Here is a 13,154-nt window from a genome sequence, read left to right as displayed (position 1 = left end):
CCGCACTGGTCCGTAGGCCTCGGGGCGGGTGCGAGCGGGAAGGGACGGGGGCCCCGGCTCTCCGGCCGGGGCCGTTCGTCAGCCGGGCACTCGATGCCAACCGTCGGTCAGGAGCCCGAGCGCCGACGTCCTGTCGGTCAGGAGCCCGAGCGCCGACGTCCTGTCGGTCAGGAGCCCGAGCGCCGACGTCCTGCACGCCCCGGGGTCCTGACGATGCGGTGCCGGTGGGTGCGGCGCGCACTCCGTGATGCGGTACCTGCGCGCCGTCCCGTGCAGGGCCGGGTTGACACCGTGCACGCCGCTGATGGTGTTGAGCCGCCGAAGGCCTGTCCGACGAGCAGATCGGGTGGCGGCTCGGCCTCGCCACCGCCACGGTCAAGACCCATGTCGACCGGGCCATGGCCGAGCTGCACATCCACGATCGCGCCGGCCTCGTGGTCCTCGCCTGCCGCTCGGGCCTGGTCGACCACCTGCGCTGACCGGACGGCCGTCCCGGCCCGGCGGCCGACGGGTTCGGCACGCCCACTGCGCCGCCCCCTCGGTCAGGTCGTCGAACCCGGCCGGAACGTCCGCAGGAACGTGTTCAGCGCCTCGCGGTCGGCGCTCCTGCCCCAGTCCGTCGCGGGCGTCGTCCAGCGCAGGGAGAAACTGCGGTGCCCGCCGAGCAGGAAACCGCGGCCGAACGTGCGCACCCGCGCGCCGTCGACGTCCACGAGCCACTCCATGTCGGCGGCCTTGTAGCCCTGGTACGTCGTCGCCTCGATGGCGCCGATCCGACGGAATCCGTCGTCGTCCTTCAGGCCCGGCTCGACGTCCTCGCGCCAGACGGCCACCGGGTCCGGTCCGGCGTTCTCGCTGTAGGTCACCGCGAGCGTGCGCGGATCGCCGCTCGCCCCGAAGGTGACGCGGTACGCCCGGTCGGCGCCGCGCGCGGTCTCCAGCGGCTTCCAGCCCTCGGGCAGCGCGACCGAGAAGCCCTCCGGCGCGCGGTACACGCGATAGCCCTGGGGGAGGGCGTCGGCGCCGGCGGACGGCGTCGAGGCGGAGGCCTCCGGGGACGTGCTCGGCGACGGGGTGCCCGGAGAGGTCGGGGCCGGCGTCGCCGACCCTCTTTCGCCGGTGTCCTCGCCGCCCGTGGCTCCCGTCGCCGCCGACGCGGACGGCCGGGCTGGTGCGCCGCCCCCCGCCGTGTCGTCGCTGTCGGGCGGCTGGTGGGTCACCGCGAGGGCGGCGGCCGCCACGGTGACGACGGCCAGCGCCGTGCCGGCGGCCATCGCCCGGCCGCTCCACCGCGGACCGGCGTACCGGGCGGCGGCGCAGGCCCGCTTCAGCCGCGGGGCCTGCAGGACGGCGTGCGCGTCCTCGTCCAGCACGCGGGTGAGGGACTGCCGGACGACCGTTCTGGTCAGCCGCTCCCGGGAGTCCTTGCGCAGCAGCCCCTGCACGGTCCGGGTGAGCGGACCGGCTCGCAGCGGGGTGCGCAGCGGCAGCCGGTCCACCCCCTTCAGCGTGCTCTCGGGCCGGTCCCGGTCCCGGTACGGCGGCCGCCCCTCGACCATCGCGTACAGGATCGCGCCCAGCGCCCACAGGTCCGCCGCCGGGCCGATCCGGTCGTCCCGGGCCTGCTCGGGGGAGGCGTACGCCGGGGCCGCCACCCGGGGGGCGAGGGTCGCGCCCGCCAGCCCGAACCCGGTGAGCACGAGGGGACCCCGGGCCCGCACGAAGATCTGACCGGGGCTCAACTCGCCGTGGGTGATGCCCTCGCCGTGCGCGGCCTCCAGCACGTCGAGCAGCTGGAGGCCGATCGTCGCGGCCTTGGTGGGACTGAACGTGCCCTTCTGGTCGAGGAGTTGCCCCAGGGGCAGCCCGTCGATCCACTCGGTGACGGTCCACAGGGAACCCGCCTCCTCCACGGCGTCGACGACCGCGGCGATCCGGCCGGGACACAGTCGGGCCATCGTCTCCGACATCCGCAGGACCCGGTCGGCCGCCTGGCGGGCCTTCTCCTCGCCCTGACCGCCCGGCAGCCCGATCCTGGTGATCAGGCAGGGCCGGGCCGCCCCGGTGTCCTCGACGTACTCGCCGTACCAGCCGACGCGGTTCGTCTCCCGGTGGACGACGTCGAGCAGCCGGTACCTCCCGGCGACCAACTCGTGCGTGGAGACGTGCGTCTTGACCATGGCCATCCCTCGCTGAACCGGCGGTACTCACCTTTCCCAGTGGTACGACCGGCGCGAGGGGGTCCGTTCAAATGGACCGCAACTCCGTTGTGATTCCTGTCTTTTATTCAAAAAAGGCGCCGCTTCGGGTCGACTGCATGTACGAGAAAAGGGAATTGCCGGGGACCGTCCTGTGTCCCTCCTGCGGTGTAACCAGCGGTAAACAAGCCGGGCGGGGCTGGACGGGCTTCCCGGGAACGACCTTCTCGACCGTGCCGCATTCCTGCTCGGAGGCACTCCCGGCGATTTCCCGAATACGGCGGGGCCGCCTCGTACGCCGGTTCGGCCGGACACCGGCAGAACCGTGTACCGCGGGCACGGCCGGACGGCGTCAGAGGTCCCGGCGGACCACGAAGCGGACCAGGGAGCGCAGGTCGCGGACCGCGTCGGCGGCGAGCGGTACGGCCGTCAGCGCCGACTCGGCGGAGGCGACCTGCCGGCCCGCCTCGGTGAGCGCCGCCGCCCGGCCACCCGCCGCCTCGGCCAGCTCCGCCGCCTCGCCCGGGTCGCCGCCCCGCTCCAGGAGGACGGCCAGCCGACGCGCGGCGGGAGCGGGTGATTCCAGCGCCGCCAGCACGGGGAACGTCTTCTTCCGCTCGCGCAGATCGCCATGGACGGGCTTCCCGGTGATCGCCGGGTCGCCCCAGACGCCGAGCAGATCGTCGACCACCTGGAACGCGACCCCCAGATGCCTGCCCGCCCGGTCCAGCGCGGCCGCCACGGCCGGCGGGGCGCCGCCCAGCACCGCCCCCAGCGCGGCCGCGCAGCCGAGCAGCGCACCGGTCTTGCCCTCGGCCATCGCCCGGTAGGCGTCGGGACGCACCCGCTCCGGCCCCGACCACGGCCGCGCGGCGAACAGCAGGTCGTCCGCCTGCCCGCGGACGAGCTCCCCGAGGGCGCCGGACAGCAGCCGTACGGCGGCGGCGCCGGCCGGGGGCGGCTGGAGCGCGAGGGTCTCCACCGCCAGGGCGAACAGCGCGTCGCCCGCCAGGACCGCCGGTCCCGTGCCGTAGGCCTTCCACACGCTGGCACGCCCGCGCCGGGTCGCGTCACCGTCCATGATGTCGTCGTGGAGCAGCGAGAAGGCGTGCACCAGCTCCACCGCCACCGCCGCGGGCACCCCGGCCCGCGCGGGAGCGCCGGCCGCCTCGGCCCCGAGGATCGCGAGGGCCTGCCGCAGGCCCTTGCCCCCGGAGCCGGGCGTGGGCGCCCCGCCCACCCCGCACCAGCCGAAGGAGTAGCCGGCCATCTCGCCCACCCAGGGGTGCGCACGTCCCACGGCCTCCACGAGCGCGGGGCGCACCAACTCCCGGCAGCGGGCGAGGGCCTGGGGCGCGTGGGACCGGGTCGCGGCGGCTTCCCGCACCGTCGTGCCGACCGCGGTCACCGGCCGGCCGCCGCATGCTCGTCGGAGACCGTGGTCATGGGTGCGGGTGCCGGTGCGGGTTCGGGCGCCGCGGTCGGTGTCGGGCTCGGCGTCCGCGTCTGCGCGTCTGCCTGTGCTGTCGTCTGCGTCTGCGACTGTGTCCGCGTCCGTGTGTGCGCCGGTGTCGGTGTCGGTTTCGGTAGGGGCGTCGTCGGTGTCGGGGCCGACGACGCGACACCCAGCTCGTGCTGGGCGCGGGCGACCATCTCCCGTGCGTGGCGCAGGCCGATGCGCTCCAGCTCCCGGGCCAGTTCGGCCAGTTCGGCCGCCGTCCGCCCGCGGTCGCGGCCCAGCCGGGCCAGGGACTTCGTCAGGCCGAGCCGGGACAGTGCCTCGCCGCGAGGCTCGCCCATGGCGCGGAACTCGTCGAGGGCCTGCGTGTACATCTCCCGGGCCTCGCGGTACCGCCCCGCGCGGTAGAAGACGTTGCCGCGCATCTTGTGGTTGTAGGCCAGCGCGCCGGTCAGGTTCATGGCGCGGCAGGACCCCTCGGCCTCCGTCAGCAGGGCGAGCGCGCGTTCGGCGTCCCCGTCCCGGGCGGAGACGATGTCGGCCAGCCCGCGCAGCGCCCAGGCGTGACCGCGGCGGTCCTCGGCGCGCTCCGCGATCAGGGCCGCCTCCTCGAAGAGGGCGTACGCCGTGTCGTGGTCGCCGGAGTTGCGGTGCATCTGCGCGATGCCCTCCAGGGCCCACACGGTGTGCCGTGCCTCGCCGCGCCTGCGCGCCTCCGCCAGCAACTGCTCGTGCAGCCTGCCCACGGCCTCGTAGTCGCCCTGGATGCGCCCGGTCTCCGCCAGCCCGGCCAGCGAGTAGCCGCGGACCACGATGTCGCCGCCCTGCTCGCCCAGGTCGGCCGCCAGCCCCAGCAGCCGCCGGGCCAGCGGGAACGCGCCCCGCTGCCGGGCCAGGGTGCCGCCGCTCCACAGCGCCCACGCCATCGCGGCGACGTCACCGGCCTCCCGGGCCGCCCGGTAGCTCGCCTTCCAGGCCCGGTCGGCCTCCCGCACCTGCCCCAGGCGCCGGTGCGCCTCGGCGACCGCGAGCCCCGAGCGGGCCGCCTCGCCGTGTTCTCCGGCCCGCTCCGCCGCCCGCAACCGCTCGGTCCCGGCGGCCAGTACGTCGTCCAGCGAGGAGTTCACGGACAGGGTGGTGAGAGCGCCCTGGTATTCCGGGGCGAATGCCTTGCCGTACATCGGTTCCCTTCGGCAGACCACCGGGTGTTCACGTATGCACTCTGTGTATACACGGTGGGTATAGTGCGTGTTCTGCCGGTCAAGACGCGGGCACGGTGAGGGGGGTTGCCTGTGAGGCGCAGATCACCGGAGGAGCAGCGGGAATGACGGGGCGTCAGGCGCCGAAGAGCTGGGTCCAGTACGTGCCCGCGGGGCCGCCGCCCGCGAAGCCGACGCCGATGTGGGTGAAGGCGGGCTTCAGGATGTTGGCCCGATGCCCGGGGCTGTTCATCCAGCCGTCCATCACCTCGGCGGGGGAGCGCTGGCCGCAGGCGATGTTCTCGCCGATGGTCCGCCGGGTCGAGCCCGCGGCGGCGGCCCGGTCCCAGGGGTGGCTCCCCTCGGGAGAGACGTGGGAGTAGAAGGCGCGCGCCACCATGTCCGCGCTGTGCGCCTGCGCCGCCGTCGTGAGCAGGGGGTCGACGGCGAGGGCGGGCAGCCCCGCCCTCGCCCGTTCACCGTTGGCGAGATCGACGACCTCGGCCGCGGTCCGGGCCAGGCCGTCCGGGGTGAGGGGGCTCGCCCACAGGGCGGTCCAGTAGGTGTCGCCGGTGCGAGGATCGGTGGCCCTGGCCGACGCGGCGTGCGTGAACGCCCGCTCGTGCAGTGTCCGCCGGGCCCGGTCGGTGCGCAGACAGTAGGCGACGAACTCGGCGGTGGTGCCGGGCCCGGAGACCAGATGCTCGCCGACGCGGAGATAGCGGTAGCCGGCGGCCGTGACCCGCTGGTGCACCGAGACGCCGTCGGCGCCCTCCGTGCCGAGCCGCCCGGCCGCTGCCAGGGCGGCCGCGTGCGCCCGGGCGGCGGAGGCGAGGCGGGTGTCGAAGGCCACGGGAGGTGAACCCGCCGTGGCGCGGGCGGGGTTGACGAGGGCGAGGAAGCCGTCGGGATCGGAGGCGGCCCGCGCGGAGCCGTGCGGCGTGGAGCCCTGCGGGGTCGACGGGCCGTGCGGGACGACGGCGGGGTCCGGCCTCGTGACGCGCGCTGCGCTCGGCGGCTGTCCGCTCGCGTTCCTCGTGCCGCTGCGCCCCGCGAGCCCGGGCGGTTGCCCCGCGGCGGCGGCCGCGCCCGGGGGCGTGGTGTCCTCCGCCTCGACCTCCACCCCGAAGTCCCGGGCCAGCCCCGCCAGTCCGTCTGCGTACCCCTGGCCGATCGCCCGCAGCTTCCAGCCGCCGCCGCGCCGGTAGAACTCCGCCAGCAGCAGCACCGTCTCGCCTCGCGCGGGTGGTGGTGTGAACCGGACCAGGACCCGCCCCGGCGCGTCGGAGACCTGCAGCGTGGGCGGCGGCAGCCGGGTCAGGGGCGTGCCCGGCTCGGCCGCGCCGACGACCACCGTGACGCGGGTGGCGCCGGTCCGCAGTCTGCCCGGTTCCAGCAGCAGGGTGTCGCCCCGGAGCTGAGCTCCCGGTGCCGTCGGCTGGTTGTAGAACACGAAGTCCCCGTCGCCCAGGACCTTGCCGCTGTCGTCCGTGACGAGGGCGCAGACGTCGAAGGGGCCGGGCACCCGGACGGCCAGGGCGCCGCCCGGCAGGGGCACGTTGCCCCCGGGTACCAACTCGTTCATCCTGCCGCCCCGATGTCGTCGCTCGGGCCCCGCCGCGGCCCTGTCCGGACAACGGGCGGCGCGCCCCCGGGGTTCCGCGTCCGTGTCCGCGGCGCGCCCGGCCGCCGTGGCCCGGCGCGAGGCCGATGGATCAGCCCGATGCGTCGAGCTCCGGTGCGAGCAGCCGCTCGCGGTAGGCGATCGCCACGGCCTCCGTACGGCTCGCCGCGCTCAGCTTGGCGAGGATGTGGGAGACATGGACGCTCGCCGTCTTGCCGCTGATGAACAGCTCTTCCCCGATCTGCCGGTTGCTCCGCCCGAGCGCCAGCAGCCGCAGGACGTCCTGTTCCCGGGCCGTCAGGGCGACCGGGCCGCCCGGGGCGGTGGCCCCGGTGTCGCCGAGACGCCCGCGCCGGACCAGGTCGTCCGCGCGCTCCCGCAGGGGAGCGGCGCCCAGCCGTACGGCCGTCTCCCGGGCGGCGCGGGCCTCGGCGGCCGCGTCCTCGCGCCGGCCTGCGGCCAGCAGGGCCTGCGCGTACCGCAGCCGGCAGCGGGCGAGCTCGTAGGCGTCGCCGTACCCGAACGCCGCCACCGTCCGCTCCCAGGCCGCCGGGTCCGGCCCGGTGGCGGCCCCCGCCCACTCGGCCTCCGCGCGGGCCAGCCAGGCGCGTCCCTCCGGGCCCTGCGGCACCCCGGTCGCGCCCCGCAGGGCCACCGACCGCGCCGGCTCCAGGAGTTCCGTCGCGACCGCCGCCCAGCGGGCCGCCGCCGCCTCGTCACCGCCGCGCCGGGCCTCGGCCGCCGCATCGGCGACCGCCGTGAGGGCGAGCGCGGTGAGCCGGACCGTGACGTCCGGGAGCGTGCCCGCGTCGTCCGTGAGCGCCTCGACCGAGGACCGCAGCCGGGCCACCGCCGCCTCGGCGTCACCGCTCAGCGCCGCCGCGTCGGTCAGCACGATGCCCGCCACGAGCGCCGCCATCCAGTCGAAGCGTCCTTCGAGCAGGGCCCGGGCCCGGTCGGCGACGCCCTCGTCACCGCGCGCGAGGCCCACGTACAGGGCGGGACCCGCAGCGAAGCCGCCCGAGGCCGGAAGCACCGCCAGGTCGGTCGCCGCCGTCCGCAGACACGCGTCCCAGCGGCCCAGGGTGTAGAGCACCAGGAGCTGGAGGTAGCGCATCTCCAGCGGATACGGCGAGGACAGCAGCCCCGCCCGGCGGGCGCGGTCCAGGCCCTCGGCGAGCCAGGGCAGGCACTCCTCAGGGTTTCCGGCCTCGTAGGCGCCGATGGCCAGGGTGAACAGGGCCCGCATCTCCACCGGCGCGTTGCCGCCGTGCCGGGCCAGTTCCCGTGCCTGTACGAGCCGCGCGCGGCCCTCGGCGGAGCGGCGTCCGTCGCCCTCGAGGTTGGCCAGCGAGACCAGCAGGTCGGCACGGGCGTCCGTCAGTTCGAGGTGCTCGGCGGCGCGCAGCGCCGCGCGGGCGACCCGCAGGGCGGTCTCCGAGTCACCCACCTGACGGGCCGCCAGGACGTGAGTGGCGGCGGCCCACACCCAGGTCGGCGACGGCGGATCGGCGGGGATCATCGCCAACGCCTCGCTGCTGTAGGCGAACGCGGCCGTGAGGCTGTCGACATGCAGCAGCGTGCCGGCCAGCGTGTACCGCACCCGCGCGGCGAGTTCGGAGTCGGCGTCCTGGCCGACGCCCGCGAGCGCGGCCCGGGTCAGGGAGACCGCGCGGTGCGCCTCCCCGGCGTGCGCGGCCGCCGCCGAGGCACGCAGCATCAGCGTGACCCGGTCGGACCCCTCACCCGACGGAAGGGCCGTCGCGGGCACCGACTCCCAGAGGTCGAGCAGGGCTTCCAGATGGCGCAGCTCCTCGGCGGGCGCGCCGACCCGCCGGGCGTGGTCGGCGGCCTCCAGCGAGGCGGCGAGCGCCTCGCCCGGATCATGGCTCTCGCGGTAGTGATGGGCGCGCTCCGCCGCGGTCTCGGCCCGGTGGCCCCGGCCGGTCAGCAGCGCGGCGAACGCGCCGTGCATCCGCGACCGCTCACCCGGCAGCAGATCGGCGTACACCGCCTCGCGTGCGAGGGCGTGCCGGAACGCGTACGCGCCGTCGTCGCCCGCGACCAGGAGCTGGTGGCCGACGGCCTCCCGCAGCGCCGACTCCAGCTCGTCCTCGGGCAGTCCGACCGCGTCCCGCAGCAGATCGTGGTCCACGCGCCGGCCGGCGACGGCGGCGGTCCGCAGCACCTGCTGGGCGGTGTCGGGGAGTTGCTCCACGCGGATGAGGAGCAGGTCGGCCAGCCCGCTGGGCATCCCGCCGGCCTCCGTGTCCGTCGCCGCCAGCAACTCCTCGGCGTAGAAGGCGTTGCCCTCCGCGCGCTCCACGATCCGGCGCACCGTGGCGTCCGGCAGCGGCCGGTCCTCCAGGGCCCGCAGCAGCCGGGCCACCTCGGGGTCCGCCAGCGGCCGCAACTCCAGCCGGTCCACGGCCGGCAGCCGCACGAGTTCCGCCAGCAGGGGGCGCAGCGGGTGCCGCCGGTGCAGGTCGTCCGCCCGGTAGGAGGCCAGGACCGCCAGCCGGTGACCGGAGCCGTTGCCCGCGGGCCGCTGAAGGAAGCCGCGGCTGAGCAGGAAGCGCAGCAGGTCCCGGGAGGACTGGTCGGCCCAGTGCAGATCCTCCAGGACGAGGAGCAGCGGGGTGACGTCCGACAGGTCGGCGAGCAGCGCCGCCATCCCCTCGAACAGCCTCAGCCGTCCCTCCCCGCTGCCGGACCGGGCGGCGGAACCCGCCGCGTCGGCCTCCGTGCCCGCGCCGAGCAGCCGGTCGACCAGGGGGTGCGCGGCGAGGACGGCGGCGTACCGCTCGTCGGCGGCGAGCAGGCCCAGGATCTCGGTGAACGGCAGATACGGCAGCCCTACGTCGCCGAGGTCGACGCAGTGCCCGGTGAGCACGGTCATGCCGGAGCGGGCCGCCCGTGCGGCGACCTCGTCCAGGGTCCGGGTCTTGCCCACGCCGGCGTCACCGGCGATCAGCACCGCGCGCGACTCACCGGCCCGGGCGCGCTCGAGCACGCCGGAGAGCCGGGCCAGCTCTTCCTCCCGGCCGATGAACGGAGTGGCGAACACGGTCTGCGACACGGCTCCATCCTGGCACGCGGCACCGACGACGCGGCCCGCGACCAGGAACGGAGCCGTGCGCACGATCCGGGCGGCCCGCCCTCAGCGGTGCAGCGAGCGCGCCCAGTCCTCCGGCACCCGCCCGGCCGGACCCGGCACGGGCTGGTCCGCGGGGTGACTGGCCGGCGGGGCCAGCTCGGGCCCCGACTCGTACAGCTCGTCGGTGGAGTAGTCCCAGAACCACTCCTCGCCCGGCTCGAAACTGCGCACGAGGGGATGCCCGGTCGCCTTGTAGTGGGCGGTGGCGTGCTGCGCGGGGGAGGAGTCGCAGCAGCCGACGTGGCCGCAGCTCGTGCAGCGCCGCAGGTGGAACCACCAGCCGCCCGACGCGTCGCAGTCCACGCAGCCGGCGCTGCTGGGCGGGACGCTCGGGTCGATGGGGTCTACGTCGGTCATACGGGCTCCTCGGCGGTCTCGGGGTCGGGTGTGCTCTCGGGATCGGGAGCGGTCAGCGGCAGCAGCACCTGGAAGCGGGTGTCGCCCGGCACCGACTCCACCTGGAGGCTGCCGTGGTGCTTGTTGACGACGATCCGCCAGGAGATGTCCAGGCCGAGCCCGGTGCCCTCGCCCACCGGCTTGGTGGTGAAGAAGGGGTCGAAGATGCGGCCCCGGACGTCCGCCGGGATGCCGGGGCCCGTGTCGCGGAACTCCACCAGCAGCCGATCGCCCTCGCGGGCCGTGCGCACGGTCAACGTGCCGTCGCCGCCCGCGCTGTTGACGGCGAAGACGGCGTTGTCGACGAGGTTCGTCCACACCTGGTTGAGCTCCGCCGGGTAGGCCGGGATCGCCGGGAGCGCGCGGTCGTAGTCCTTGACGACCTCGATGCGCTGCCCGATCTTGCCCGACAGCATCAGCAGGGTGCTGTCGAGGAGTTCGTGCACGTCGACCACCCGGTAGGGGGCGCGGTCGAGCTGGGAGTACTGCTTGGCGGCGTCGACGAGGTGCGAGATGCGGCTGGTGGAGTCGTCGATCTCGTCCATCAGCAGCTCGGTCTCGACCGTGTAGTTGAGCCACCCCATCGCGCCCGGCAGGGTGTCCTCGTCGACGGTGGCCGCGACCTGTTCCAGCCAGTCCACGCCCAGCCCGGCCTGCACGAACGTCGGCGCGATCCGCCAGCCCTCCTGGATGCCGTGGTCGTCCAGCCAGTCGGTGAGTTCGTCCTCCCGGTCGGAGGCCTCCAGCGGGCTCAGCACCGGTGCCTTGGCGACCAGTTCGGCCGTCCGCTCCTGGATCTCGATCAGCCGGGTCAGCGCCTCCGCGTCGTACGCCCCGGAGGCGATGACGGCCAGCTTGTGCCGCATCTTCGCCACCCGCTCCCGCAGCGTCGCGGTGGCACGGACCGCCGCCGCGGCCGGGTTGTTCAGCTCGTGCGTCAGGCCCGCCGACAACGAGCCCAGGGCCAGCAGCCGTTCACGCTGTCCGACGGCGCGCTGGGTGTTCTTCGAGCCGAAGAACAGCCCCTCCAGCAGGTGCGCCGCCATCGGGAACCACTCCCGCATGACGGCCGAGAACGACTCGGCGGGCAGCACGAAGAACCGCGTCGGCTCGGTCACCCGCATCGAGTTGTTGTAGACCTGCGGCACCTGGTCCCCCAGGTAGGCCTGCATGGCCCCGGCGTACACCCCGCGCTGCGAGGTGCGGCTCACCTCGACGTCGTCCCCGCCGACCCGGCGGTACAGCACGACCGTGCCCTCGACCATCACGTAGAAGCAGGTCGCCGGATCACCCTCGGTGTACACCGGGCCGGGCTCGAACCTCTCCACCCGGCCCTCGCTGCACAGCCGTCCCAGCTGTTCCGGGGAGAGCTTCTCGAACAGGAAGAGCGAGCTGATCTCGGTGGGGCTGCACGGCATCGGCTGCCCGCTCATGACTGCTCCAGATACCGGTGGACGAGCATCACGGACATGGCTCCCTCTCCTACGGCGGACGCGACGCGCTTCGCGGACTCGGCGCGCGCGTCGCCCGCCACGAACACACCGGGAATGCTGGTCTCCAGGTGGTACGGCGGCCGGTCCAGCGCCCAGTCCGCGGGCGGCCGCCCGTCCGGCGTGAGGTCGGGCCCGGCGAGGATGAACCCGCGCTCGTCGCGCAGCACCGTGCCGTCCAGCCAGTCGGTCAGCGGCGCCGCGCCGATGAACACGAACATCCACTGCGCGTCGACGAGTTCGGTCGCGCCGGTCGTCACGTCCCGCAGTGTGAGCTGCTCCAGGTGGCCGTCCCCGTGCGCGGCGTCGACGACCGTGCCGGGGCGCACGGTGATGTTGGGCGACTCGTCGATCTGCTGGATCAGGTAGTACGACATCGAGGCCGCCAGGGACTCGCCGCGCACCAGCAGCGTGACGGACTTGGCGCCCCGCGCCAGGTACATGGCCGCCTGGCCGGCCGAGTTGGCGCCGCCCACGATGTAGACGTCCTGCCCCTGGCAGGAGGAGGCCTCGGTGAGCGCGGACCCGTAGAACACCCCGCAGCCGGTCAGGTCGTCGCAGCCCGGCGCCGCCAGCTGCCGGTAGGACACGCCCGTCGCGAGGATCACGCTGTGCGCGGCCACCGCCGACCCGTCCGAGAACCGCACGACGCGCGCGGAGCCGTTGACCTCGAGCCCGGTGACCTCGCGCGCGGTGAGGATCTCGGCGCCGAACTTGGAGGCCTGCCGCCGCGCCCGGTCGGTGAGCTGGGCCCCGGACACGCCGTCCGGGAAGCCCAGGTAGTTCTCGATGCGGGAGCTCTGACCGGCCTGGCCACCGGTCGCGGACCGCTCCACCAGCACCGTGCGCAGGCCCTCGGAGGCCCCGTACACCGCCGCGCCGAGCCCGGCCGGGCCGCCGCCGATCACCACCAGGTCGTAGAAGTCGGCCGTCGGCGTCGTCGCCAGTCCCACATGGGCGGCCAGCTCGGGCGCGTCCGGCTCGACCAGGGGCGTGCCGTCGGCGGTCACCACCAGCGGCAGCCGCTGCCCGTCGACCCCGGCCGCCGCCAGCAGCCGCTGCCCCTCCGGCTCGTCGGCGGAGTACCAGCGGTAGGGCACCTGGTTGCGGGCCAGGAACTCCCGCACCTCCGACGACCGCGCCGACCAGCGGTGCCCGACCACCTTCGTCGCGGGCACCGGCCGGTGGTCGCTGGCGCGCCAGGCGTCCAGCAGGTCGTCCAGGACCGGGTAGAGCTTCTCCTCCGGCGGGTCCCACGGCTTCAGCAGATAGTGGTCGAGGTCGACGACGTTGATCGCGTCGATCGCCGCGCTCGTGTCCGCGTACGCGGTCAGCAGCACGCGACGGGCGCCCGGGTACACGTCCAGGGCCTGTTCGAGGAACTCGATGCCGTTCATCTGCGGCATCCGGTAGTCGGCGAGGATGACGGCCACCAGATCGCCGCGGAGTTTCAGCTCGCGCAGCGCCTCCAGCGCGGACTCCCCGGACTCGGCGCGCACGATCCGGTAGGAGCCGCCGTAGCGGCGTCGCAGGTCACGGGCGACGGCACGGGAGACCCCCGGGTCGTCGTCCACGGTCAGGATGACGGTCCGCGCCGAATCGGCGGCCTGTGCCATACGTCTCCCACCCCG

The 13,154-nt window shown here is 75.0% G+C and carries 9 protein-coding genes; 1 reads left to right on the top strand and 8 read right to left on the bottom strand.

From position 1 onward, the window contains the following. Window positions 1-326: 326 nt before the first annotated feature. Complete coding sequence (locus tag J2X68_RS28210; RefSeq protein ID WP_310435498.1) at window positions 327-479, top strand: LuxR C-terminal-related transcriptional regulator; 153 nt, start codon at window positions 327-329, stop codon at window positions 477-479. A 63-nt stretch (window positions 480-542) separates the two neighbouring features. Here the strand turns inward: J2X68_RS28210 and J2X68_RS28205 are convergent, their stop codons facing one another. The 8 genes from J2X68_RS28205 to J2X68_RS28170 form a co-directional block, all read right to left on the bottom strand. Further along, window positions 543-2,186, bottom strand: coding sequence for a serine/threonine-protein kinase (locus J2X68_RS28205; RefSeq protein WP_310435390.1), 1,644 nt, complete (start codon window positions 2,184-2,186; stop codon window positions 543-545). Between the two features lie 364 nt (window positions 2,187-2,550). Beyond that, window positions 2,551-3,606: a polyprenyl synthetase family protein gene (locus J2X68_RS28200; RefSeq protein ID WP_310435389.1), complete on the bottom strand. Its 1,056-nt coding sequence runs from the start codon at window positions 3,604-3,606 to the stop codon at window positions 2,551-2,553. Beyond that, window positions 3,603-4,838 (bottom strand): tetratricopeptide repeat protein, encoded by a 1,236-nt coding sequence (locus J2X68_RS28195; protein WP_310435388.1) that lies wholly within the window; start codon window positions 4,836-4,838, stop codon window positions 3,603-3,605. Before J2X68_RS28195 ends, J2X68_RS28200 begins: the two co-directional genes overlap by 4 nt. A 154-nt stretch (window positions 4,839-4,992) precedes the next feature. Further along, the gene (locus tag J2X68_RS28190) at window positions 4,993-6,441 is read right to left on the bottom strand and encodes a CAP domain-containing protein (RefSeq protein ID WP_310435387.1); all 1,449 of its coding nucleotides are present in this window, start codon (window positions 6,439-6,441) and stop codon (window positions 4,993-4,995) included. A 130-nt stretch (window positions 6,442-6,571) separates the two neighbouring features. After that, the gene (locus J2X68_RS28185) at window positions 6,572-9,559 is read right to left on the bottom strand and encodes an AAA family ATPase (protein ID WP_310435386.1); all 2,988 of its coding nucleotides are present in this window, start codon (window positions 9,557-9,559) and stop codon (window positions 6,572-6,574) included. A gap of 81 nt (window positions 9,560-9,640) precedes the next feature. Next, on the bottom strand, window positions 9,641-9,994 hold the full coding sequence (locus J2X68_RS28180) for a UBP-type zinc finger domain-containing protein (RefSeq protein WP_310435385.1): 354 nt from the start codon (window positions 9,992-9,994) through the stop codon (window positions 9,641-9,643). Then, on the bottom strand, window positions 9,991-11,466 hold the full coding sequence (locus tag J2X68_RS28175; protein WP_310435384.1) for an ATP-binding protein: 1,476 nt from the start codon (window positions 11,464-11,466) through the stop codon (window positions 9,991-9,993). Before J2X68_RS28175 ends, J2X68_RS28180 begins: the two co-directional genes overlap by 4 nt. Then, complete coding sequence (locus tag J2X68_RS28170; RefSeq protein WP_310435383.1) at window positions 11,463-13,139, bottom strand: FAD-dependent oxidoreductase; 1,677 nt, start codon at window positions 13,137-13,139, stop codon at window positions 11,463-11,465. Before J2X68_RS28170 ends, J2X68_RS28175 begins: the two co-directional genes overlap by 4 nt. Window positions 13,140-13,154 lie beyond the last annotated feature (15 nt).

The organism is Streptomyces sp. 3330 (assembly GCF_031456635.1).
In the GTDB taxonomy this organism is placed as follows: domain Bacteria; phylum Actinomycetota; class Actinomycetes; order Streptomycetales; family Streptomycetaceae; genus Streptomyces.
The sequence above is the reverse complement of the archived record's forward strand: the minus strand, read 5'-3'. Positions and strand labels throughout refer to the sequence as shown.

What these genes read in the sequence shown, in the direction of transcription:
- J2X68_RS28205 (WP_310435390.1), bottom strand. Translation starts at nt 2,186, where the DNA reads ATGGCCATGGTCAAGACGCACGTCTCCACGCACGAGTTGGTCGCCGGG.
- J2X68_RS28195 (WP_310435388.1), bottom strand. Translation starts at nt 4,838, where the DNA reads ATGTACGGCAAGGCATTCGCCCCGGAATACCAGGGCGCTCTCACCACC.
- J2X68_RS28190 (WP_310435387.1), bottom strand. Translation starts at nt 6,441, where the DNA reads ATGAACGAGTTGGTACCCGGGGGCAACGTGCCCCTGCCGGGCGGCGCC.
- J2X68_RS28180 (WP_310435385.1), bottom strand. Translation starts at nt 9,994, where the DNA reads ATGACCGACGTAGACCCCATCGACCCGAGCGTCCCGCCCAGCAGCGCC.
- J2X68_RS28175 (WP_310435384.1), bottom strand. Translation starts at nt 11,466, where the DNA reads ATGAGCGGGCAGCCGATGCCGTGCAGCCCCACCGAGATCAGCTCGCTC.
- J2X68_RS28170 (WP_310435383.1), bottom strand. Translation starts at nt 13,139, where the DNA reads ATGGCACAGGCCGCCGATTCGGCGCGGACCGTCATCCTGACCGTGGAC.